A 20,178-nucleotide genomic window follows, 5' to 3' on the forward strand; every position below is an offset into this window, starting at 1 on the left:
GGAAGGCACAGCGGCAGATACCGTACCGCCACCGCCCGGGGATCAGCGGAGCAGGATCACCTCGGTGTCCGTGCCGGGCTCGGCGGAGGTGACGTCCTCGGGCAGCACGATCAGCGCGTCGGCCTGGGCGAGAGCCGCGATCAGATGCGATCCGGAACCGCCGACAGGGGTGACGGTGCCGGCCTCCGCGTCGTACGTGCCCCGCAGGAACTGCCGTCGGCCGGCCGGTGAGGACAGTGCCTCGTCGGTGTTCAGCGCGGCCCTGGCGGTGGGGCGGTTCACGTCCTGCAGCCCCATCAGGGCGCGGATCGCGGGCCGTACGAACAGCTCGAACGAGACGTAACTGGAGACGGGATTGCCCGGCAGCGCCAGCAGTGGTGTGTGTTCGGGGCCGATCGAGCCGAAGCCCTGCGGCTTGCCCGGCTGCATGGCGAGCTTGCGGAAATCGATGCCGCTGCCGGGCTCGTCCTCGTCGCCCACCGACGACAGGGCTTCCTTGACGACGTCGTACGCCCCGACGCTGACCCCACCGGTGGTGACGACGATGTCGGCGCGGATCAACTGGTCCTCGATCGTGGCGCGGAGCGTATCCGCGTCGTCCGTGACGGCACCGACGCGGTAGGCGATCGCTCCGGCGTCCCGGGCGGCGGCCGTCAGGGCGAAGCTGTTCGAGTCGTAGATCTGGCCGTCGGCAAGCTCCTCGCCCGGCTGCACCAGTTCGCTGCCGGTGGAGATGACGACGACGCGCGGCCGGGGCCGCACCTTCACCGTGGAGCGGCCGATCGCGGCGAGCAGCCCGATCTGCGGAGGTCCGATCACCGATCCGGCACTCAGGGCCAGATCGCCCGGCTTGACGTCGCTGCCGCGCGCCCTGACATGGGCACCGGCCTCGACGGGGCGGTGGACGCGGACCTCGCCGCCCGCGCCCTCGGGGGCGTCTCGGTGGGCACGCATGGTGTCGGCGGGGCCGCCGCCCGTACCGCCGTCGGTCCACTCGACCGGGATCACGGCCTCGGCACCGGTCGGCAGCGGGGCGCCGGTCATGATGCGGGCGGCCTCGCCCGGTTGGACGCTCCGGTCGCCGGGCAGCCCGTCACTGCCCGCCGCGACGTCACCGATGACGGTGAGCACGGCGGGGAACTCCTCGTCGGCGCCCTGGACATCGGCGACACGGACCGCGTACCCGTCCATCGAGCTGTTGTCGAAGGGCGGCAGGGCGATCTCCACGACCACGTCCTCGACGAGGACGCAGCCCTGGGCGTCGTGCAGTTGCAGCTCGATGGGTTCGAGCGGTCGCACCGCGCCGAGAATGTCTTCCAGGTGCTCGTCCACCGACCAGATCGTGCTGCTGCTCAAGGTGCTACATCTCCTCGGTGACATAACTGCGGAGCCAGACCCTGAAGTCCGGGCCCAGGTCTTCACGTTCGCACGCGAGTCTGACAATGGCACGGAGGTAGTCGCTCCGGTCACCGGTGTCATATCGGCGCCCCTTGAAGACGACGCCGTGCACGGGGCCGCCGATCTTCTCGTCCTCGGCGAGGAGCTGCAGGGCGTCGGTGAGCTGGATCTCGCCGCCGCGGCCGGGCTCGGTCTTGCGCAGTATGTCGAAGACGGCGGGGTCCAGGACATAGCGGCCGATGACGGCGAGGTTGCTGGGCGCCTCGGCCCTGTCGGGCTTCTCGACCAGGCCGGTGACGCGCACGACATCACCCTCGGCGGTGGGCTCGAAGGCCGCGCAGCCGTACATGTGGATCTGCTCGGGATCGACCTCCATCAGCGCGACGACGCTGCCGCCCTCGCGCTCCTGGATCTCGACCATGCGGGCCAGCAGCGGGTCGCGCGGGTCGATCAGGTCGTCGCCGAGGAGGACCGCGAACGGCTGGTCGCCGACATGCGGTGCGGCACACAGCACGGCGTGGCCGAGGCCCCGCGGATCGCCCTGCCGGACGTAGTGCATGGTGGCCAGGTCGCTCGATTCCTGGACCCGCTGGAGCCGTTCGGCATCTCCCTTGCGGGTGAGCGCGGACTCCAGCTCGTAATTGCGGTCGAAGTGGTCTTCGAGGGGGCGCTTGTTGCGACCGGTGATCATCAGTACGTCGGAGAGACCGGCGGCCACCGCTTCCTCGACGACGTACTGGATCGCCGGCTTGTCGACGACAGGCAGCATCTCCTTCGGAGTGGCTTTGGTGGCCGGCAGGAAGCGGGTACCGAGCCCTGCGGCCGGGATGACAGCCTTGCTGATCCTGGTGTGCGACTGAGTCATGCGAGGAACGATATCCGGTGCGTATGGGTGGAAGGTGAGGTTCCGGTTAATTTTGTACACCTATATGCACATACGAGAGATTCATGGGTGACCGTTGAACACCGACATGTCCCAAAAAGCGCTTCTCAGGCGTGAACTGCTGGCCGCACGGCGCCTTCTCAGCGGGGAAGACGTGGAAAACGCCGGGGTGGTTCTGTCCCGGGTCGCATTGGGGCTTCCGGAGTTGTCCGGGGCCCGCACCGTCGCCGCATACGTCTCGGTGGGCAGCGAGCCGGGCACGCGCGCCCTGCTGGACGTGCTCCGCGCGCGGGGCGTGCGGGTGCTGCTGCCGGTGCTCCTCCCGGACAACGACCTGGACTGGGCACCGTACGAAGGAGCCGCTCGTCTGGCCCCGGCCGGCCGCGGGCTGCTGGAGCCTGATGGGGAACGGCTCGGCCCGGACGCGGTTCTGGAGGCCGACGTGGTCCTGCTGCCGGGCCTCGCGGTGGACGCGCGCGGAATGCGGCTCGGCCGTGGCGGCGGCAGCTACGACCGGGTGCTGGCCCGGCTCGCCGCGGCGGGGGCGCATCCCGCGCTGATCGTCCTGCTCTACGACAACGAGGTGGTCGCGCGGGTCCCTGAGGAACCGCACGACCACCCCGTCGACGCGGTGGTGACTCCGGCCATGACCCGCCGGACGGGCCCTACGGCTTGAGGGTCAGGGTGTCGGTCGTCGACTTCGTGACGGCATTCGTCCCGAAGGACCAGTCGAGCAGTTCGCCCTTGACCCACTTGTCGGTCTGATCGGTGTAGTGCGCCGCGAACGCGTGCCCCGAGGCGCCGGTGAGGTTGATCCAGCGGGACTTGTCCCAGTCCCCCACGTTGACCACCATCCGCATCGACGGAACCCAGACGACGTCGTAGCCGCCGGCCGCGTTCCAGCCGGTGGCGTTCACCGCGGCCTCGCCGCCGCCGATGTTCCACGGGCCGCGGTTGAGGACACGCTGGAGCAGACCGGGGCCCTCGGTGCCGAGGGTCTGGTTCTTCAGGGTCAGCTGATGCAGCCGGCCCCAGCTCCAGGTGGTGATGTCCTTGCCGAGCTTCGCGGTCAGCTCCCAGCGGGCATCCGTCATGGCGCGGGCGAAGAGCTGGTCGCGGTTCTCGGTCGCCGTGTCCCGACCGCTCCTCGGCGACTTCCACCAGTCGCTGTTCGGGTCGTCCATCAGGTTGGCGACCACCTGGTACCAGCGGTCGCCGCCGTCCGGCTGAGCCGTGTCCGCGTCGCGCCGGCCGCACTCGCGCACCAGCTTGCCCTGCTCGTCGACCGGGCCCGAGCTGTCGGCGCGGGGCACGTTGAGGCACTCGCCCTTGACCCGCATCTCCTTGGGCAGCTTGTTGCCGAAGGCCAGCTTGAGGATGTTGCGCCAGACCGCGTTGAAGTACGCGGCCGCGGCCGAGTCGGACTCCTGGGTGTAGTCCCAGCCCTCCAGGAGCTTCTGTGCCTCACGGACGCTCTTGTCCGAGATGTTGATCTTCATCAGCTCGGGCACCAGCAGCGCGGCGATCTCGCTGGTGTTGTCCATCTGCATCTTCTGCATGTCTTCGGTCGAGATCTTCCCGCCGCCCTTGATCTTCGACTGGATGAGGTCGTTGATCCGCTGGCTGCGGGTGCCGTAACCCCAGTCCTTGGTGAGCAGGTGGGGATACTTCTCGTCGATGACGGGCTGGTTGGCGGTGACGATGTAGCCGCGCTCCGGGTTGTACTCGTAGGGCAGCTCGTCGAACGGGATCGGATCCTTCTTCCAGCCGTACTCCGAGGACCAGCCGGGGCTGGGCATCGTGCCGTCGCCCTGGAGGCGGACCGGGATCTTGCCGGGGGCCTGGTAGCCGATGTTGTTCTTGGTGTCGGCGTAGATCAGGTTCTGCGAGGGAACCTCGAAGTGCTCGGCCGCCGCCTGGAAGCTCTTGAAGTCTTTGGCCCGGTTGAGTTCGAAGACGGCGTCCATGGACTTGCCGGGTTCCAGCGCGGTCCACTTCAGCGCGACCGCGTACCCGTCGGCCCGGTCCGGAGCCGAGTTGCCGACGGGGGCCTTCTGCCCGACCGTCTCCAGTTCGCTGCTGCGGTCGGAGACCAGCGGACCGTTGTCGGTCTCGCGGACGGTGATCGTCCGGCTCCTGCCCCCCGCGACCTTGATGGTCTCCTCGCGGGTGGTGAACGGCTTGATCTTGCCGTCGTACAGGTAGCCGTCGCCGGAGACCTTCTCCAGGAAGAGGTCGGTGACGTCCGCGCCGAGGTTGGTGAAGCCCCACGCGATGTCCTGGTTGTGACCGATGATCACACCGGGCATCCCCGAGAAGGTGTAGCCCGCGGTGTCGTACTGGCACTTCGCCGAGATCTCGCGGCAGTGCAGCCCCATCTGGTACCAGAGCGAGGGCAGCTGGGGCGCCAGGTGCGGGTCGTTGGCGAGCAGCGGCTTGCCGGTCGTCGTGTACTTGCCCGAGACCACCCAGGAGTTGGAGCCGATGCCGTTGCCGTTCGGGCCGAGCAGCGCCGGGATCTGGTCGAGGGTGTCGGAGAGCGAGGCGAGCTGGGTGTTCACGCCCTCGGTGGCGCCCTGCACGGTGTCCGAGCCGAGGCCGGACGGCGACGGCGTCGCGGCCGGGTCGAACTTCCCGGTGACCGAGGAGATCGCGCCCCCCTCGACGATCGGCTTGTGCTTCTTGTACGGGTAGGGCGGGTAGAGGTCCTCGATCTTCTTCGCGTCGAGCCTGCTGGTCATCAGCGAGCGGTCGATCTCGTCCTGCATGTTGCCGCGCAGGTCCCAGGCCATGGCCTTGAGCCAGGCGACCGAGTCGACCGGGGTCCACTCGTCCGGCTTGTAGTCGTTGGTGAGGCCGAGGGCGGCGTACTCGACGGAGATGTCCTTGCCGTCGCGCCCCTTGAGGTAGGCGTTCACGCCGTCCGCGTACGCCTGGAGGTTCTTCTTGGTGTCCGCGGACAGGACGTTGTCGTACTCCTCCTGAGCGACCTTGCGCCAGCCGAGCGTGCGCAGGAAGGAGTCCGTGTCGACCTGCCCGGAGCCGAACATCTCGGAGAGCCGGCCGGCCGTCATGTGACGGCGGACGTCCATCTCCCAGAAGCGGTCCTGCGCCTGCACGAAGCCCTGGGCGCGGAAGAGGTCGGCGTCGGTGTCCGCGTACAGCTGCGGGATCCCGTAGCTGTCGCGTTTGACGTCGACGTTGCCGTCGAGGCCGTCGATCTTGATCGACCCGGTCGTCTGCGGGTACGAGGCCCGCACGGTTGATACGGACCAGAACGCGCCGTAACCGATACCCGCGACAAGCGCCAGCACCAGGACGATCACGATCAGGCGGGCACGTCGCCCCTTCTTCCTGCCGGTCTTCCCACCGGTGGAACCGGTGGTGCCGGAAGAGGCGGTTGTGTTGGCGGGCATCGCTGTCCTTCGAGGGGCAGGTGGTCCTGGGAGTGCAGGAGCAACCATAGGCGCAGCGCCGACGCGGCTCTGACGCGGCATCGACATGGTTCGCATTCCGAAGTGGTCGTACGAACGATCGAACGCGTCAAGAAAACGTTAAAGATTAGGTAAGGTAACGAAGTACCGGCCGCCAACGGCCGATGCCGAGGCTCGAATCGGCAGGCGTACGCAGGGAAGGAACGGCCACTGACTGTCCACGTGCTCAACGAACTCCTGCTCGTCTGCTCACTCGTCCTGCTCGTCGCGGTGGCGGCAGTGCGCATCTCGTCCCGCAGCGGGCTCCCCAGCCTGCTCCTGTATCTCGGCATCGGGATCGTCATGGGGCAGGACGGCCTCTTCGACGTCAAGTTCAACAATGCCGAACTGACCCAGGTGATCGGCTATGCCGCACTGGTCGTGATCCTCGCCGAGGGTGGCCTGGGCACGAAGTGGAAAGAGATCAAACCCGCGCTGCCGGCTGCCGCGGTGCTCTCGATCGCCGGCGTCGCGGTGAGCGTCGGTGTCACCGCGGCCGGGGCGCACTACCTGGTCGGCCTGGACTGGCGCCAGTCGCTGATCATCGGCGCGGTCGTCTCGTCGACGGACGCCGCCGCGGTCTTCTCCGTGCTGCGCAAGGTGCCACTGCCCGCCCGGGTCACCGGTGTGCTGGAGGCCGAGTCCGGCTTCAACGACGCCCCCGTGGTGATCCTGGTGGTGGCTTTCTCGACCAAGGGACCGGTGGACAGCTGGTACATACTGGTCGGCGAGATAGCCCTGGAACTCGCGATCGGCGCGGCCATGGGTCTCGCCGTCGGCTGGCTCGGCTCGTTCGGGCTGCGTCACGTGGCGCTGCCCGCGTCCGGCCTGTACCCGATCGCGGTGATGGCGATCGCGGTGTCCGCGTACGCGGCGGGCGCCCTCGTCCACGGCAGCGGCTTCCTCGCCGTCTACCTGGCCGCGATGATCCTCGGCAATGCCAAGCTGCCGCACTGGCCCGCCACCCGTGGCTTCGCCGACGGGCTCGGCTGGCTGGCCCAGATCGGCATGTTCGTGCTGCTCGGTCTCCTCGTCACGCCGCACGATCTGTACGACGACTTCTGGCCCGCGGTCATCGTCGGACTGGTGCTGACCGTGGTGGCACGTCCGCTGGAGGTCTTCATCTCGCTGGCGCCGTTCCGGCTGCCCTGGCAGGAGAAGGCGTTCATGTCCTGGGCGGGGCTGCGCGGCGCCGTACCCATCATCCTGGCGACCATCCCGATGGTGTCCGGGGTCGAGGGCTCCACCCGGATCTTCAACATCGTCTTCGTGCTCGTCGTCGTCTACACCCTCATCCAGGGCCCGACCCTGCCCTGGATGGCGAAGGCCCTGAAGATCGCCGATGATCCGGCCGAGGCCACCGACCTGGGCATCGAGTCGGCCCCGCTGGAACGGCTGCGCGGCCATCTGCTGTCGGTGGCGATCCCCGGCAGGTCGAAGATGCACGGCGTGGAGGTCGGGGAGCTGCGGCTGCCCGCCGGGGCCGCGGTCACCCTGGTCGTACGGGACGGGAAGAGCTTCGTGCCGGCGCCGTCGACCGTGCTCCGGCGCGGTGACGAACTGCTCGTGGTCACCACCGACCCGGTGCGCGACTCGGCGGAGGAACGGCTGCGCGCGGTCGGCGAGGGCGGCAAGCTCGCGGGCTGGCTGGGCACCACCGGCAGCGGCGGCGAGAGCCTGGCCGGGGCCGATGTGGCCCACGACGTCGCGCACGCGCTGAAGTCCGTGAAGAAAATGGGGAAGGCGGACGGGTCGAAAGCCCGTCACTGACGTCGTCGAGGCCGTCGAGGCGGCCCCACGGCCCCATCGGTCCCGGTGGCCCCCGGCCACCGAAGCCGCTGGGCCCGTCGGGGCTGCCGGGGGCGCTGGAGTGGCCGGGACGGCTGGGACGGCTGGGACGGAAGAGGCTGTACGTTTCTGTCCGAGGCACGTTTCTGTCTAAGGCGCGTTTCTGTCCGAGGCCGGGACGGGGCCCCTGCGCACAATCAGAGGCCCGTAAGGGGTATCTGCCTGTATCATGAAGGCCATCTGTTCGGCCCCTGATAGGGGTCGAACGGCCTGATCGGCCAACCGATCGACCAACCTGAACGACCAACTCTGCCTGACGCAGAGCTGGCGCGACCGTATGGCGGTCGTGGCGTCCTCCGCCTCTGCTGAGCGCCCGGCATCTACCGCAGTCCCGCGCGAAGAGGACAGCTCTCGGCAGCACCCGTACGAGCCCGCACCACCCGTGCCGGCAGGGCGGGAGCTCGGCCACCAGGCGGCAGAAAGGCATGGACCGTGGCGTCCACGGTCTCCGACCGCCCCGGATACGGGCAGTTGCTGCGCACCCCTGGTGCGTGGACGTTTCTCCTGCCGGGCTTCGCCGCACGGCAGCCCTTCGCGATGCTGACGATCGGCATCGTGCTCCTGGTCCAGCACACCACCGGCTCGTACGGCAGCGCGGGCTCCGTCGCCGCCGTGACCGGTGTCTCCATGGCCTTGTTCGCACCGCAGACCGGAAAGCTCGCCGACCGTTTCGGCCAGCGCGCCGTACTGCTGCCCGGTGTCCTGGTGCACGCGGTGTCCGTGTCGGTGCTGACGGCGCTGGCGCTGGCGGACGCGCCCCTGTGGGCCCTGTTCGTGGCGGCCGTGCCGACCGGTGCGTCCGTTCCGCAGATCGGGCCGATGGTCCGGGCCCGCTGGGCGGCCGTACTGGGCGCGGCACCGGGCCGTGAGGCCTCCCCGCTGATGCCGACCGCGGCCGCCTTCGAGTCGGTGACGGACGAGTTCACCTTCGTCATCGGCCCGGTGCTCGCCACCGCGCTGTGCACCGGGGTGCACCCGGCGGCCGGCCTGATCGCGGAGGCCGGCCTCACCCTGGTCGGCGGCCTGCTCTTCGCCGCGCAGCGCCGCACCCAGCCCGCGGTGCGCAACGCCGCGTCCGGCACCTCCCGGCGGCATGCGTCCGCGCTGTCCGTACCGGGTGTCCGGGTGCTCGCGGTGACCTTCCTGGGGATCGGCGCGGTCTTCGGCGGCATGCAGGTATCGCTGACCGCCTTCGCCGAGGAGGTCGGCCGGCCCGGTGCGAACGGCCTGCTGTACGGGGTCTTCGCGGCCGGCAACATGCTGGCCGGGATCGCCTGCGGCGCCATCGCCTGGAAGAGCGGGCCGCGACGGCGGCTGATCGTCGGGTACACAGCGCTGACCCTGACCGCGTCCGGGCTGTGGGCGGTGCACTCCATGCCTCTGCTGGCCGGGCTCGGACTGCTGGTCGGGCTCTCCATCGCCCCGGCCCTGATCAGCGGCTACACGCTGGTCGAGGGGCTGGTGCCGGAGTCCGCCCGGACCGAGGCGTTCACCTGGCTTACGGGCTCGGTCGCCCTGGGCCAGGCGGGCGCGGTGACGATCGCCGGCCGACTCGCCGACGCCCATGGCGCGAGCACCGGTTTCGTGGTGCCGCTGGTGGGGACCGTACTGGCGCTGGCCACGCTGCTGGCACTGCGTTCGAGGCTCGTGCCCGCCGCCTCACCGCGGACCGTGGCACGTGGTGTCGGTCACCGGGAGCCGGTCACGGTGGACTGATCCCGCGGAATACGTCAGTATGGAGCGTCGTTAGCACTCATTGAGTGAGAGTGCCAGGAGGAGCAAGTGCCGACCTATCAGTACCAGTGCACCGAATGCGGCGAGGGCCTCGAGGCGGTGCAGAAGTTCACCGATGATGCCCTGACCGTGTGCCCGAGCTGCGAAGGACGCCTGAAGAAGGTGTTCTCGGCGGTCGGCATCGTCTTCAAGGGCTCCGGTTTCTACCGGAACGACAGCCGTGGCTCCTCGTCGAGCAGCACGCCGGCGTCGTCCTCGGCGAAGGCATCCGGTTCCGATTCATCGTCGTCGTCGACCGGGTCCGACTCGAAGTCGCCCGCTTCCTCCTCGGTCTCCGCGTCTTCTTCGTCCTCCTCGTCGTCCTCGTCGTCCTCGACGAGTGGCACGTCGGCAGCCTGAGCCGCACCGCAACGTTCCCCGGGGACCCCGTCGATCCATTCGGCGGGGTCCCTGGCGTTTCCCTGCGCCGCTAGTGTGATCGCATGGTGAACGCAGAGATCGGTGTCATCGGCGGCTCGGGCCTGTACTCCTTCCTGGAGGACGTCACGGAGGTGCGTGTGGACACCCCGTACGGACCGCCGAGCGACTCCCTCTTCCTCGGCGAGGTGGGCGGCCGACGCGTCGCCTTCCTGCCCCGCCACGGGCGCGGCCACCATCTGCCGCCGCACCGCATCAACTACCGGGCCAACATGTGGGCACTGCGCTCCGTCGGTGTGCGTCAGGTGCTCGGCCCGTGCGCGGTGGGCGGCCTGCGTCCGGAATACGGGCCCGGCACGCTGCTCGTGCCCGACCAGATGGTGGACCGCACCAAGGCCAGGACGCAGACGTACTACGACGGGGAGACCCGGTCCGACGGAGCGGAGCCGAACGTCCTGCATCTGGGCTTCGCCGATCCCTACTGCCCCGAGGGGCGCCGGGCCGCGCTGGCGGCGGCACGCGCGAAGCACTGGGAGCCGGTGGACGGTGGAACGCTGGTGGTCGTCGAGGGCCCGCGCTTCTCGACCCGGGCGGAATCGCGCTGGCATGCGGCGATGGGCTGGTCGGTGGTCGGGATGACCGGGCATCCGGAGGCGATCCTCGCCCGCGAACTGGGCCTCTGCTACACGACGATGACGTTGGTGACGGACCTGGACGCCGGGGCGGAGGCCGGAGAGGGCGTCTCCCACGGAGAAGTGCTGAAGGTGTTCGCGGCCAATGTGGACCGGCTGCGCGCGGTGCTCTTCGACGTGGTGGCCGCGCTGCCGGCGGTGGCCGACCGCGATTGCCCGTGCTCCCACGCGCTGGACGGACTGAACACGGGGATCGAGCTTCCTTAACGGGGTGGCGGGGACGGCCGTGGGAGGCGGTTGCGGGTAGCGGGTAGCGGGTGACTGTTGTGGCGTGAGTGGGTGAGGGCGTTGTCCACAACGCCGGGGACATCCACAGGCTTCGGCGGGAAACTCGCGGACGGTGGATCGTGAGGGGTGTTCGCCCGAATCTCCTCACGGCAGGTGGTGTTGGCCATGTCTCCGTCGTCTCAATCACCCCCGTTGTCTCCGTCGCCCCCGTTGTCTCCGTCGCCCCAGTCGTCTCCGTCGCCCCAGTCGTCTCCGGCGTCTCCGGCATCTCCGGCATCTCCGTCGTTCCCGCCGTCCCTGCCGTCTCAGTCGTTTCCGCCGTCCCTGCCGTCTCAGGCGTTCCCGTCCCCTCAGTCCTCTCAGCCGTTCTCACCGCTCGCGCCGTTCCCATCGCCCCCGTCGCGCGCGTCCGCGCGCCCTGAACGTCCGGTTGCGAGTGCGGGGGCTGTACGGCCGACGGCTCCAGGACCACCGGCGTCGGCTCCCCCGCCGTGTGGTGTGCCCGTGTTCGAGCCGTTGCGGGTACGCGGAGGCGGTGCGCATCGACTGCGGCGTGCGCTGTGGCGACAGCGCCGCGTCCTGGCCGCCGGGCTGGCCCTGACGGCTGCCGCACTCACGGCGACGGGGTTGGGCGGCGGTGGCGCGGGCGGGGACACCGCGCAGGGGGCACGGATGAGGGAGGGCGGTACGGCGGGGACGGCTCCGGAGCCGGAGCGGCGGTCGGCTCCACTGGTGTCCGCGCCGGTCCGGATCGCGGATGCCGCGACAGTGCGGCTGTTGCGACCGGGAGACCGGGTCGATGTGATCGCTGCCGAGCCGACCGGCACCGATGTCCGGGTGCTGGCGAAGGGCGCGCGGGTGGCCGATGTCCCACAGCCCGCGGCCGAAGGTCCTGCGGAAGACGGAGCGCTCATTGTGCTGTCGGTCCCCCGGACCGTGGCCGCGTCGCTGGCCGGTGCGGGTATCTCGACCAGGCTGGCGGTGACTCTGTGCTGACGCGCGCTGATGAGCAATCAAACAGTCGGACTGCTGGAAGGGTTCAAAGCCCTTCTGCCCCGCGGCAACGTGATCGATCCGGCGGTCGCCGTCGTCATCGGTGCCGCGTTCACACAGATCGTGAACGCGGTGGTCAAGGGGGTGATCAACCCACTCGTCGGCGCCTTCGGCACCAAGGCCGACGAGGACCCCGGCCAAGACGGCCAGTGGCGGTCACGACCAGTAGTGGGACGCGTGGCAGGAGAACCGGCAGCGGCGTCGTCGGACCACCACGGAGCGAGGGCTCAAATGTGGTGGGGCGGCTTCTCGTCGAGGAAGCGCGCCAGATCGGCGGCGCTGCCACCGGCCGGGGCCCGCTCGCCCCACCCTCGGTCCGTATCGTCCGCGGACTGCTGGTCCAGCGGATCGTCGAAGATCAGCGCCGGTTTCGGTTTCGGCTGTACCGGCTGGGTGGGCTTCGAATCGCGCGGGCCGGGGGCGGGGGCGGTGCTCATACATCCAGAGTACGGCGGCGGTCAGCGGTCCTTCGGGTCGAGCTGCCACAGTCCGAGGACCACGAGGAACGACAGGCAGAGCAAGCCCGCACCCCACCGGGCCGTGCCGGTGTTCCCCTCCATCCACGCGTCGATCACGGCGGTCAGGCCCCGGAGCTGTCCGATGACGACGGTCATGGCCAGCGCCAGCCGGGCCGTCAGTTTCGAGGAGCGCTCCGGTTCCTGGTCGGCTCCCGCACCCGGGCCGGGACCGGTGTGCCTGATCCGCGGGTCGCCGTAGCCGCTGGTGGCGCGGATCTGCGGATACCGCTCTGGAAGGGGGCGATTGAGCTCGGGGCGGGCGCTGCCCGGGTGGTACTCCGGGCGGTCCGGGGGCTCCTGGCTCCGGTGCTGGTGGGCGTCGGGCGATCCCGGCGCCTCGGCCGGTCCCGGCGTCATGGAAGACGTCCCGGGGCCGTGGCCGACCCCGGAGCCGTGGCCGACCCCGGTGCCGTGGTCGCAGCGGGCGCGTCGGCCGCGGGGCCCTCCGCGCCTCCGCCCTTGACCGCGGGGCACCCGATGCGGGACGCGAGGTCCGGGCGGTCGATGTCGAGCCGGCGGCACAGGGCGTGTTCGATGCTCTCGCCCGAGCGGGTCGTACCGACCGCCCAGATGCTGCCCTCGGCCTGCTCGGTGAGCACCACCTTGGGCAGTGCGCGGGGTGGCGGCCCGGCGGTGACCTCGCCGGTGCGGGCGTCGAAGACGCCCTCGTGGCAGGGGCAGTACAGCTCGCCTGCCGAGCCGCGGTCCTTGCGCCAGAGCACGGCACAGGCGAGATGGGTGCAGATCGCGGAGTAGCCGACGAGGGTGCCGTCGTCCAGCCGGACGGCAACCGCCCGGTCCTCTGCCCGGTCCTCTTCCAGCCTCTTCTCCGAAAAGACCTATCTGGTCGGCAAAGCAGAACGATCTTCATCGACCCGGGTTGCTGCATCGGCTGCAGACCGTGGGAAGGGAGGCGACGGAGCTGCCCTCGTCGGTCCGCCGATGACCGTCACCGGCCGACCGTCCTCGGGGGATCCGCGCGATGCCCTGGCTGGATGCGCTTGATCTCGGCGGCTGTGAAGTCGAGCCGCGCCGGGCGCCGGGCGCGGAGATCCAGACGGTGTAGCGGTAGGCGACGCCGAAGGCGAGGAAGACGGTGGCGACCGCGTACGGGAGGAGGGCGGAGTCGAAGTTCTCCAGAAGCCGGCTGCCGAACACGATCACGAGGATCAGCAGGGCGGAGACGAGGACGCCGGCGGCAGTCGCGCGAGCGGTCACGGACCGGGAGCCGGAGGTCGAGGGTCTGCCCTGCTCGGTGCGACCGGGCCCGGATCCGGTCCCGGCGGGCTGGGTGCCGGGCGCTCCGGGGATGCGCGCGCCGGGGGCGGGCTGCGCGGCTGCGGCGGAGGCTTCTGGTGGCTCGGTCGCTCCGTCACCGTAGGGCCGCATGGGGTGATTGATCCTATTTTGCGGCTCAGCGGGGTGAGCCTGTTCGCCCGCCCGGCCCGTAGCCTGTCGCCGGGCCGGGCACAGCCGCACCGGCCTGCGGTTTCCCCGAGGACCTCGGGTCGCCGTCCCGCTCATGAACACCTGCGCGAGAATCCACTGACCGGCGTCCGGGACATGTCACCCGAGCGCCGCCGACCCAACTGGTGTGCTGATGCCCATGCCCAGAATGACTGCCCGCAGCCGCGCCGAGAAGCATCGTGCGTCGACCCCGCTGGAGCTCTTCTTCGACCTCTGCTTCGTCGTCGCCGTGGCGCAGGCGGGCGGACGGCTGCTGCACGCCGTCGCCGAGGGACACGCCGTCACCGGAATCGTCAGCTACGCGGCCGTCTTCTTCGCGATCTGGTGGGCCTGGGTCAACTTCACCTGGTTCGCCTCGGCTTACGACACCGACGACCCGCTGTACCGCGTGGTCACCCTTGTCCAGATCACCGGGGTGCTCACCTTCGCCGCCGGCGTGCCGCGCGCCTTCGACGCGGGCGACTGGACGGTCGGTGTGGCCGGCTATGTCGTGATGCGGCTCGCGCTGACCAGCCAGTGGCTGCGCGCCGCGTACTGCACCCAGGGTTCCGAGCGGCGCGTCGCGCTGCGGTACGCCGTCGGGATCACCGTGGTGCAGCTGGGCTGGGTCGGCATGCTGTTGCTGACCGACAACTCGGGCGGGGCGCGTGCGGCCGTCTTCGTCGTGCTGGTGCTCGCGGAGATGTCCGTTCCGGCTCTGGCCGAGCGCGATCGCGCGACGAGCTGGCATCCGCGCCACATCGGCGAGCGCTACGGCCTGTTCACGATCATCGTGCTGGGCGAGACGATCGCGGCGGCCACCGTCGCGGTCCAGCAGGCGGTGGACGAGCACGACGCGTTCCGCGAGTTGCTGCCGATCGCCGCGGGTGGGCTGCTCATCGTCTTCTCGGCATGGTGGATCTATTTCGCCGTGCCGATCCACGACTACCTCCGCGGCAGCAGGGAAGCGTTCATCTGGGGATACGGACACTTCCTGATCTTCGGCTCGGCGGCGGCGATCGGCTCGGGCATCGAGGTCGCCGTGGAACAGGCCGTGGGCAACGCCCATGTCTCGAACGCGGTGGCGGCCGCCGCGGTGACCGTGCCCTCCGCGCTCTTCCTGCTGACTGTGTGGGCGCTGCACGCCCGCCACTTCAAGCGCGATCTCGCGGAGCAGTTGCCCCTCCCCGTGGCCGCGCTGGCGATCCTGGCCTGTACGTTCGCCGGGGATTGGGCGGTGTTCGCGGCCGGCCTGGTGGCGGCGGCGACCGTGGCCGTGGGCGTGGCCCTGTCCCGGCGGCCGGACGCGGCGGAGTGAGGGTGCGGGCAAGGCAGGGGCGGTGAGCGGGCCGTGAGCGACAGTCACGGCTGGCATGAGTGGCCCGAGCGGCACGGCCGACGACGGCGGTGGCGCGAGTGAGGGCGAAGATGCCGGGCGGCGAGTCGCGAGCGCCGCACGGCGCGAGTGGTGAATCCAGTTTCCAGTAGTGCTGAATCCAGATTCCAGTGAGGAGCACGCGTGACGGAAGAACCGCAGGAACCGACGGCCCCCTTCCCGTCGTCCGTCGCCGCCGGGCCGCTCGACGCGCTGACCGATGTCGCCGGGCTGCGTGTCGGCCACGCACAGGTGGCGGGCGCGGGCGCGTTGAGCGGCACCACGGTGGTCCTGGCGCCCGAGGGCGGTGCGATCGCGGCCGTGGACGTACGCGGCGGCGGCCCCGGCACCCGGGAGACGGACGCGCTCGATCCGCGCAATCTGGTGCAGCGCGTCGACGCCGTCGTCCTGACGGGCGGCAGCGCGTACGGACTGGACGCGGCGTCGGGCGTGATGGCCTGGCTGGAGGAGCAGGGGCGCGGGGTGCGGGTCGGGCCCGATCCGGCGCAGGTGGTGCCGGTGGTTCCGGCCGCGTGCATCTTCGACCTGGGGCGGGGCGGTGACTGGCGGGCCCGCCCCGACGCGTCGACCGGTCGCGCGGCGGTGGAGGACGCGGCGGGCACGGAGTCAGAGGCCCCGGTCGCCGAGGGGGCCGTCGGCGCCGGTACGGGTGCGGTCGCCGGGCAGCTGAAGGGCGGGGTGGGCACGGCGAGCGTGCGGCTGGAGTCCGGGATCACGGTGGGCGCGCTCGTCGTGGTGAACGCGGCAGGTTCGGTGGTCGATCCGCGTACGGGAGTGCTGTACGGGGAGTACGGCGCCGCCGAACCGCCGGTGCACCCCGCGCCCGAGGTCCACCGTGCGGCACAGCGACGCCTGGCCGAGGCACGGGCGACGGAGGTCCGGCCTCCGCTCAACACCACGCTCGCGGTCGTCGCCACGGACGCGGATCTCACCCGGGCCCAGGCGCAGAAGCTCGCGGGCACGGCGCACGACGGGCTGGCGCGCGCCGTCCGCCCCGTACATCTGCTGACCGACGGGGACACCGTCTTCGCACTGGCCACCGGCGCCCGGCAGCTGGATCCGCGGAACCCGATCGCGCTCAACGACCTGCTGGCGGCCGGCGCGGACGTCCTGACCCGCGCCATCGTGAAGGCCGTCCGGGCAGCTCAGAGCGTCGACAGCCGCCCCGGCGGGGGCAGCTGTCCCTCGTACAGCGATCTCTACGACAGCCAGCGGCCCCCGGCTCAGCCCGCACCGCGCGAACGCCCGGCATCCGACTCGCCTCCCGAGTAAGGAAGTTCGGACGAACCGACAGGAACCATCTGCGTGCGACATACGTTTTTCTGAACCCCGGTCACGATGTCGGAGCCAGGGACTACGTTAAGCACGCACCAAGTAACACGCGGCGACGGCCTGGAGACAGCACCTTGAGCGATCCGTACGAGACAACCGAGCAGCACCTCGAGCGACTCCTGCGACGGGCACTCAACTCTTTCGACCTGCCCGACAGCACGGTCGAAAGACTCGGTACCGCACTCGCCCACAGCAGTTCCCTGCACTCCTCGCACCACAGTTCCGTGCTCCACCGAGAGACCTACCGGCACACCTATCTGCTGTCCGACGGCACCCCTCTCACCCTGTGGGAGCTGGTGCACGGCGGTCCGCGGGGCACGACGGTCCCGCGGTCCCGGACGGCGCCCGACCTCCGCCACCACGAGCTGTACGACGACGAGGCCGATGTCCATGTCGCCGCCGCCCGGCTGGCCGGCGGCTTCGGTGAGGCCCCGATGTTCGGGGACGACGGACCGCAGGCCGATCTGGAGGTGCTCACCGTCCTGATGGCGGCGCCCCCGGTCCCGCTGCCCCGGACGTACGCCCCGGACAACTCCGCCGACCACGCCCGCCGAGTCCTGCGCCGCGCGGAGAACAGCGACGGCCCCGGCGAGGAGACCGCCCGCCTGTTGCGCGCCGCCTTCGCCCACCACATCACCCAGGTCTTCGGACGGCAGTGCCGGGTGGACGGGCGGGACGCCGGTTTCACCCTGTACGAGCACGCCTTCCTGCTCCTCGACGGCAGCGAGACGAGCCTGTGGGAGGTCGAGCACACGGCCACGCCGGACGGCCGCCACATGTGCGAGGTGTACGGCGACGAGGACTCCGCGCGCGGCGCCATGGAGAGCCGTACACACATCTGCTGACCGGAGCCCGGCACACACCGGCACACATGAGAGGTGCCCGTACTCCCCCGGGGAGTACGGGCACCTCTCGCCTTCAGGACGCCGGCACGATCACGGCGTCATGGCCTCACGGGGTCAGCGCAGGCTCCTTGCCGAGCTCGGCCCCGGCTCCGGCCCCGACCCCGCTCACAGACTTCACGGAGACGCTCTCATCGCCCACGGCCCCGTCACCGCCCTCCGCCTGCCGCCGCGGCCGGGCCGGCAGCGCGAACATCACCAGGAAGATCACCGCGAGCACCCCGGCCACGTACCACAGCGAGTGCTGGAACGCCTCCGCGAACGCCGGGCCCACCTGCTGGGGCGCCAGCCGGTCCCCGATGGAGCCGAAGAAGACGACCGAGACCAGTCCGAGCCCGAGCGCGTTGCCCATCTGCTGCACGGTGTTGATCAGCCCGGAGGCCGAACCGGAGTGCTCCTTCGGCACCTCGGACAGCACCATGTCCGTCAGCGGAGCCACGATCAGGCCCATGCCGATACCCATGACCACCAGCGGCAGCGCCATCTGCCAGGACGCGATGCCCATGCCGTACCGGTCCGACTCCCAGATGTAGAGCAGCAGGCCGGCGATCATCAGCAGCGCACCCGACTGGAGGACCTTGCGGCCGAAGCGGGGCACCAGCTTCTGTACGGAGATCCCGGCGGCGAACGAGACGGCGATCGAGAACGGGATACCCGTCGTGCCGGCCTTCAGCGCGCTCCAGCCGAGCCCCATCTGCATGTAGAGCGTCCAGACCAGGAAGAAGATGCCGAGGCCGAGACCGAAGGTCAGCTGCACGGCGATGCCCGCCGCGAAGCTCTTGACCCGGAACAGCGACAGCTCGACCAGCGGTGAACCGTCCTTGCGCGCCTTGCCCCGCTCGAACACCACCAGGACGAGGAACACCAGGAGGCTGCAGACCATCGACACGTGGCCCCACAGCGGCCAGCCCAGCTCGCGGCCACGGGTGAGCGGGTAGATCAGCATCAGCAGTCCCAGCGTCACCAGGGCGACACCGATCAGATCGAGCCGGAGCGCCTTCGGGGCCTTGGACTCGGTGATGAACTTCCGTCCCAGGATCAGACCCGCTATGCCGACCGGCAGGTTGATCAGGAAGATGGGCCGCCATTCGAGACCGGCGATGTTCCACTCGGTGAGCAGCGCGCCCAGCAGCGGTCCCAGGACGGCGCCGAGGCCGACGATCGCCCCGAAGAGGCCGAAGACCTTGCCGCGCTCGTGTGCCGGGAAGGTGGCGTGCACGATCGACAGCACCTGCGGAACCATGAGCGCGGCGGTGCCGCCCTGGAGGATGCGGGAGGCGACCAGCATCTCCGGGTTCGCGGCGAAGCCGCAGAGCGCGGAGGCCAGCGTGAAGCCGCCGATACCGATGAGGAACAGTCGCTTGCGGCCGTAGATGTCGCCCAGCCGGCCGCCGGTGATCAGCCCGGCCGCGAAGGCCAGGGCGTATCCGGCGGTGATCCACTGGATCGAGCTGAACGAGGCGCCGGTGTCCTGCTGGATGCTCGGGACGGCGATGTTGACGATCGTGACGTCGACCAGGTCCATGAAGGCCGCGGTCATCACGATGGCGAGCGCGAACCAGCGTCGCCGGTCCGACGGGTCCGAGGACACCGTGGGCCCGGATGCCGTGGACGGCAGAGATGTGGAAGAAGTCATGGGAAGAAACTAAGCAGTCATTAGGACAGGTCATGACCCAATGGGCTGGGCATCCTGGTGAGATGACCGACACTCCGGCACGAAGGTGAGCCCATGACCGACACTCCGGCACGGCTGCTGAACCTGCTTTCGCTCCTCCAGACGCCCCGCGAATGGCCGGGCAGCGAGCTCGCCGAGCGGCTCGACGTCAGCCCGCGCACGATCCGCCGCGACATCGACCGGCTCCGCGAGCTCGGCTATCCGGTCGAGGCCTCGCGCGGATCGGTCGGCGGCTACCGCCTGGTCGCGGGCACGGCCATGCCGCCGCTGCTCCTCGACGACGAGGAGGCGGTGGCCATCGCGGTGGGCCTGCGGGCCGGTGCCGGGCATGCCATCGAGGGGGTCGACGAGGCGTCCGTACGGGCTCTGGCGAAGCTGGAGCAGGTGCTGCCCTCGCGGTTGCGGCACCGGGTCTCGACCCTGCAGAACGCGACGATGCCGCTGACCCGTGGCGACGGCTCGACCATCGACCCGCACACGCTCACGGTGATGGCCGCGGCGGTCACCGGGCGGGAGCGGCTGCGGTTCGCCTACCGCGCGGGGGACGGTGCCGAGACGAAGCGGCAGGCCGAGCCCTATCGGCTGGTGAGCACCGGGTGGCGCTGGTATCTCGTCGCATACGACCTGGGGCGCGAGGACTGGCGCACGTTCCGGGTCGACCGGGTCAGCGAGCCGTTCGCGACCGGGGCCCGGTTCACCCCGCGCGAGCTGCCCACGGGGGACGCGGCAGAGTTCCTCGCCGACTCCATCGCCCGGCGACAGCCCGAGCTGGCCGTCGACGTGAGTTTCGCGGCCCCGGCGGACTTCGTGTCCGCGCGCCTCCCGGCCCCGATCGGCCCACTGGAGCGGACCGGCGAGAACAGCTGCCGGCTGCGGGCGGTGCTGTCTGACTCACTGGAATGGGTGGCGGTCCGGCTCGCGCTGGTGGACTGCGAGTTCACCGCGCACGAGCCGCCGCAGCTGGTGGAGTACCTGAGTGATCTGGGCGCCCGGTTGACCCGCGCGGCAGCGGCGCACCGACGCGCGGACCCACCGGCCACGCGCCGAAGCGCCGGGGCCGCGAAGACGCCGGCCGACCGGTCCACAGGCACCGGGGCCGCGGGCACCAAGGGCGCAGCCACCAGCACCAGAGGCGCCCTGGGCACAAAAGGATGAGCCCCGGCGCCAGGGGGGGTGGGCGCCG

16 protein-coding genes and 3 pseudogenes are annotated in these 20,178 nt (G+C 70.4%); 11 read left to right on the forward strand and 8 right to left on the reverse strand.

From position 1 onward, the window contains the following. Positions 1–42: 42 nt before the first annotated feature. Positions 43–1,380 carry a gephyrin-like molybdotransferase Glp gene (gene glp / locus ACIOHC_RS10675; RefSeq protein ID WP_389636593.1) on the reverse strand — a complete coding sequence of 446 codons (1,338 nt, stop codon included), beginning with the start codon at positions 1,378–1,380 and terminating at the stop codon, positions 43–45. Continuing rightward, positions 1,361–2,263: a UTP--glucose-1-phosphate uridylyltransferase GalU gene (gene galU / locus ACIOHC_RS10680; protein ID WP_351076045.1), complete on the reverse strand. Its 903-nt coding sequence runs from the start codon at positions 2,261–2,263 to the stop codon at positions 1,361–1,363. Before galU ends, glp begins: the two co-directional genes overlap by 20 nt. Positions 2,264–2,369: 106 nt before the next feature. On the opposite strand from galU, the gene ACIOHC_RS10685 reads away from it, so the two are divergent. Then, entirely contained in the window at positions 2,370–2,957 is a 588-nt protein-coding gene (locus ACIOHC_RS10685; protein ID WP_351076042.1) for a 5-formyltetrahydrofolate cyclo-ligase, read from the forward strand. Here ACIOHC_RS10685 and ACIOHC_RS10690 read toward each other — a convergent pair. Continuing rightward, on the reverse strand, positions 2,947–5,697 hold the full coding sequence (locus ACIOHC_RS10690; protein WP_401842352.1) for a penicillin acylase family protein: 2,751 nt from the start codon (positions 5,695–5,697) through the stop codon (positions 2,947–2,949). The genes ACIOHC_RS10685 and ACIOHC_RS10690 overlap by 11 nt on opposite strands. Positions 5,698–5,937: 240 nt before the next feature. On the opposite strand from ACIOHC_RS10690, the gene ACIOHC_RS10695 reads away from it, so the two are divergent. From ACIOHC_RS10695 to ACIOHC_RS10720, 6 genes and pseudogenes are all read left to right on the forward strand, one after another. Continuing rightward, entirely contained in the window at positions 5,938–7,524 is a 1,587-nt protein-coding gene (locus ACIOHC_RS10695) for a potassium/proton antiporter (protein WP_389636590.1), read from the forward strand. A gap of 510 nt (positions 7,525–8,034) precedes the next feature. Then, positions 8,035–9,318 carry an MFS transporter gene (locus tag ACIOHC_RS10700; protein WP_351076037.1) on the forward strand — a complete coding sequence of 428 codons (1,284 nt, stop codon included), beginning with the start codon at positions 8,035–8,037 and terminating at the stop codon, positions 9,316–9,318. A 66-nt stretch (positions 9,319–9,384) separates the two neighbouring features. After that, on the forward strand, positions 9,385–9,735 hold the full coding sequence (locus ACIOHC_RS10705; protein ID WP_401842354.1) for an FmdB family zinc ribbon protein: 351 nt from the start codon (positions 9,385–9,387) through the stop codon (positions 9,733–9,735). 83 nt (positions 9,736–9,818) lie between these two features. After that, positions 9,819–10,652, forward strand: coding sequence for an S-methyl-5'-thioadenosine phosphorylase (locus ACIOHC_RS10710; protein WP_351076033.1), 834 nt, complete (start codon positions 9,819–9,821; stop codon positions 10,650–10,652). 345 nt (positions 10,653–10,997) lie between these two features. Further along, positions 10,998–11,669 carry a hypothetical protein gene (locus ACIOHC_RS10715; protein WP_401842639.1) on the forward strand — a complete coding sequence of 224 codons (672 nt, stop codon included), beginning with the start codon at positions 10,998–11,000 and terminating at the stop codon, positions 11,667–11,669. 9 nt (positions 11,670–11,678) lie between these two features. After that, positions 11,679–11,846 (forward strand): annotated as a pseudogene (locus ACIOHC_RS10720) (MscL family protein); the annotation flags it as partial. Between the two features lie 107 nt (positions 11,847–11,953). On the opposite strand, the gene ACIOHC_RS10725 reads toward ACIOHC_RS10720, so the two are convergent. From ACIOHC_RS10725 to ACIOHC_RS10740, 4 genes and pseudogenes are all read right to left on the reverse strand, one after another. Then, complete coding sequence (locus ACIOHC_RS10725) at positions 11,954–12,163, reverse strand: hypothetical protein (protein WP_351076028.1); 210 nt, start codon at positions 12,161–12,163, stop codon at positions 11,954–11,956. Between the two features lie 21 nt (positions 12,164–12,184). Beyond that, complete coding sequence (locus ACIOHC_RS10730) at positions 12,185–12,601, reverse strand: hypothetical protein (RefSeq protein WP_365690753.1); 417 nt, start codon at positions 12,599–12,601, stop codon at positions 12,185–12,187. Beyond that, positions 12,598–13,047 (reverse strand): annotated as a pseudogene (locus ACIOHC_RS10735) (Rieske (2Fe-2S) protein); the annotation flags it as partial. The pseudogene ACIOHC_RS10735 and the gene ACIOHC_RS10730, both read right to left, overlap by 4 nt. Before the next feature lie 226 nt (positions 13,048–13,273). Continuing rightward, positions 13,274–13,633: pseudogene (locus tag ACIOHC_RS10740) on the reverse strand (MFS transporter); the annotation flags it as partial. Between the two features lie 217 nt (positions 13,634–13,850). On the opposite strand from ACIOHC_RS10740, the gene ACIOHC_RS10745 reads away from it, so the two are divergent. The 3 genes from ACIOHC_RS10745 (at position 13,851) to ACIOHC_RS10755 (ending at position 17,263) form a co-directional block, all read left to right on the forward strand. Further along, on the forward strand, positions 13,851–15,008 hold the full coding sequence (locus tag ACIOHC_RS10745) for a low temperature requirement protein A (protein ID WP_401842357.1): 1,158 nt from the start codon (positions 13,851–13,853) through the stop codon (positions 15,006–15,008). A gap of 201 nt (positions 15,009–15,209) precedes the next feature. Beyond that, the gene (locus ACIOHC_RS10750; protein ID WP_389636586.1) at positions 15,210–16,358 is read left to right on the forward strand and encodes a P1 family peptidase; all 1,149 of its coding nucleotides are present in this window, start codon (positions 15,210–15,212) and stop codon (positions 16,356–16,358) included. A gap of 134 nt (positions 16,359–16,492) precedes the next feature. Beyond that, complete coding sequence (locus ACIOHC_RS10755) at positions 16,493–17,263, forward strand: DUF6227 family protein (protein WP_365690751.1); 771 nt, start codon at positions 16,493–16,495, stop codon at positions 17,261–17,263. Positions 17,264–17,369: 106 nt separating this feature from the next. Here the strand turns inward: ACIOHC_RS10755 and ACIOHC_RS10760 are convergent, their stop codons facing one another. After that, positions 17,370–18,956, reverse strand: a complete 1,587-nt coding sequence (locus ACIOHC_RS10760) for an MFS transporter (RefSeq protein WP_351076017.1) — start codon at positions 18,954–18,956, stop codon at positions 17,370–17,372. A 93-nt stretch (positions 18,957–19,049) separates the two neighbouring features. On the opposite strand from ACIOHC_RS10760, the gene ACIOHC_RS10765 reads away from it, so the two are divergent. Beyond that, positions 19,050–20,150 (forward strand): YafY family protein, encoded by a 1,101-nt coding sequence (locus ACIOHC_RS10765; protein ID WP_351076015.1) that lies wholly within the window; start codon positions 19,050–19,052, stop codon positions 20,148–20,150. The last annotated feature ends 28 nt before the right edge of the window (positions 20,151–20,178 follow it).

The organism is Streptomyces sp. NPDC088252 (assembly GCF_044740965.1).
In the GTDB taxonomy this organism is placed as follows: Bacteria; Actinomycetota; Actinomycetes; order Streptomycetales; family Streptomycetaceae; genus Streptomyces.

Bases quoted from the DNA above. Each gene is read 5' to 3' on its own strand.
- glp (WP_389636593.1), bottom strand. From the start codon at position 1,380: ATGTCACCGAGGAGATGTAGCACCTTGAGCAGCAGCACGATCTGGTCG.
- galU (WP_351076045.1), bottom strand. From the start codon at position 2,263: ATGACTCAGTCGCACACCAGGATCAGCAAGGCTGTCATCCCGGCCGCA.
- ACIOHC_RS10685 (WP_351076042.1), top strand. From the start codon at position 2,370: ATGTCCCAAAAAGCGCTTCTCAGGCGTGAACTGCTGGCCGCACGGCGC.
- ACIOHC_RS10690 (WP_401842352.1), bottom strand. From the start codon at position 5,697: ATGCCCGCCAACACAACCGCCTCTTCCGGCACCACCGGTTCCACCGGT.
- ACIOHC_RS10710 (WP_351076033.1), top strand. From the start codon at position 9,819: ATGGTGAACGCAGAGATCGGTGTCATCGGCGGCTCGGGCCTGTACTCC.
- ACIOHC_RS10725 (WP_351076028.1), bottom strand. From the start codon at position 12,163: ATGAGCACCGCCCCCGCCCCCGGCCCGCGCGATTCGAAGCCCACCCAG.
- ACIOHC_RS10730 (WP_365690753.1), bottom strand. From the start codon at position 12,601: ATGACGCCGGGACCGGCCGAGGCGCCGGGATCGCCCGACGCCCACCAG.
- ACIOHC_RS10745 (WP_401842357.1), top strand. From the start codon at position 13,851: ATGCCCAGAATGACTGCCCGCAGCCGCGCCGAGAAGCATCGTGCGTCG.
- ACIOHC_RS10760 (WP_351076017.1), bottom strand. From the start codon at position 18,956: ATGACTTCTTCCACATCTCTGCCGTCCACGGCATCCGGGCCCACGGTG.
- ACIOHC_RS10765 (WP_351076015.1), top strand. From the start codon at position 19,050: ATGACCGACACTCCGGCACGGCTGCTGAACCTGCTTTCGCTCCTCCAG.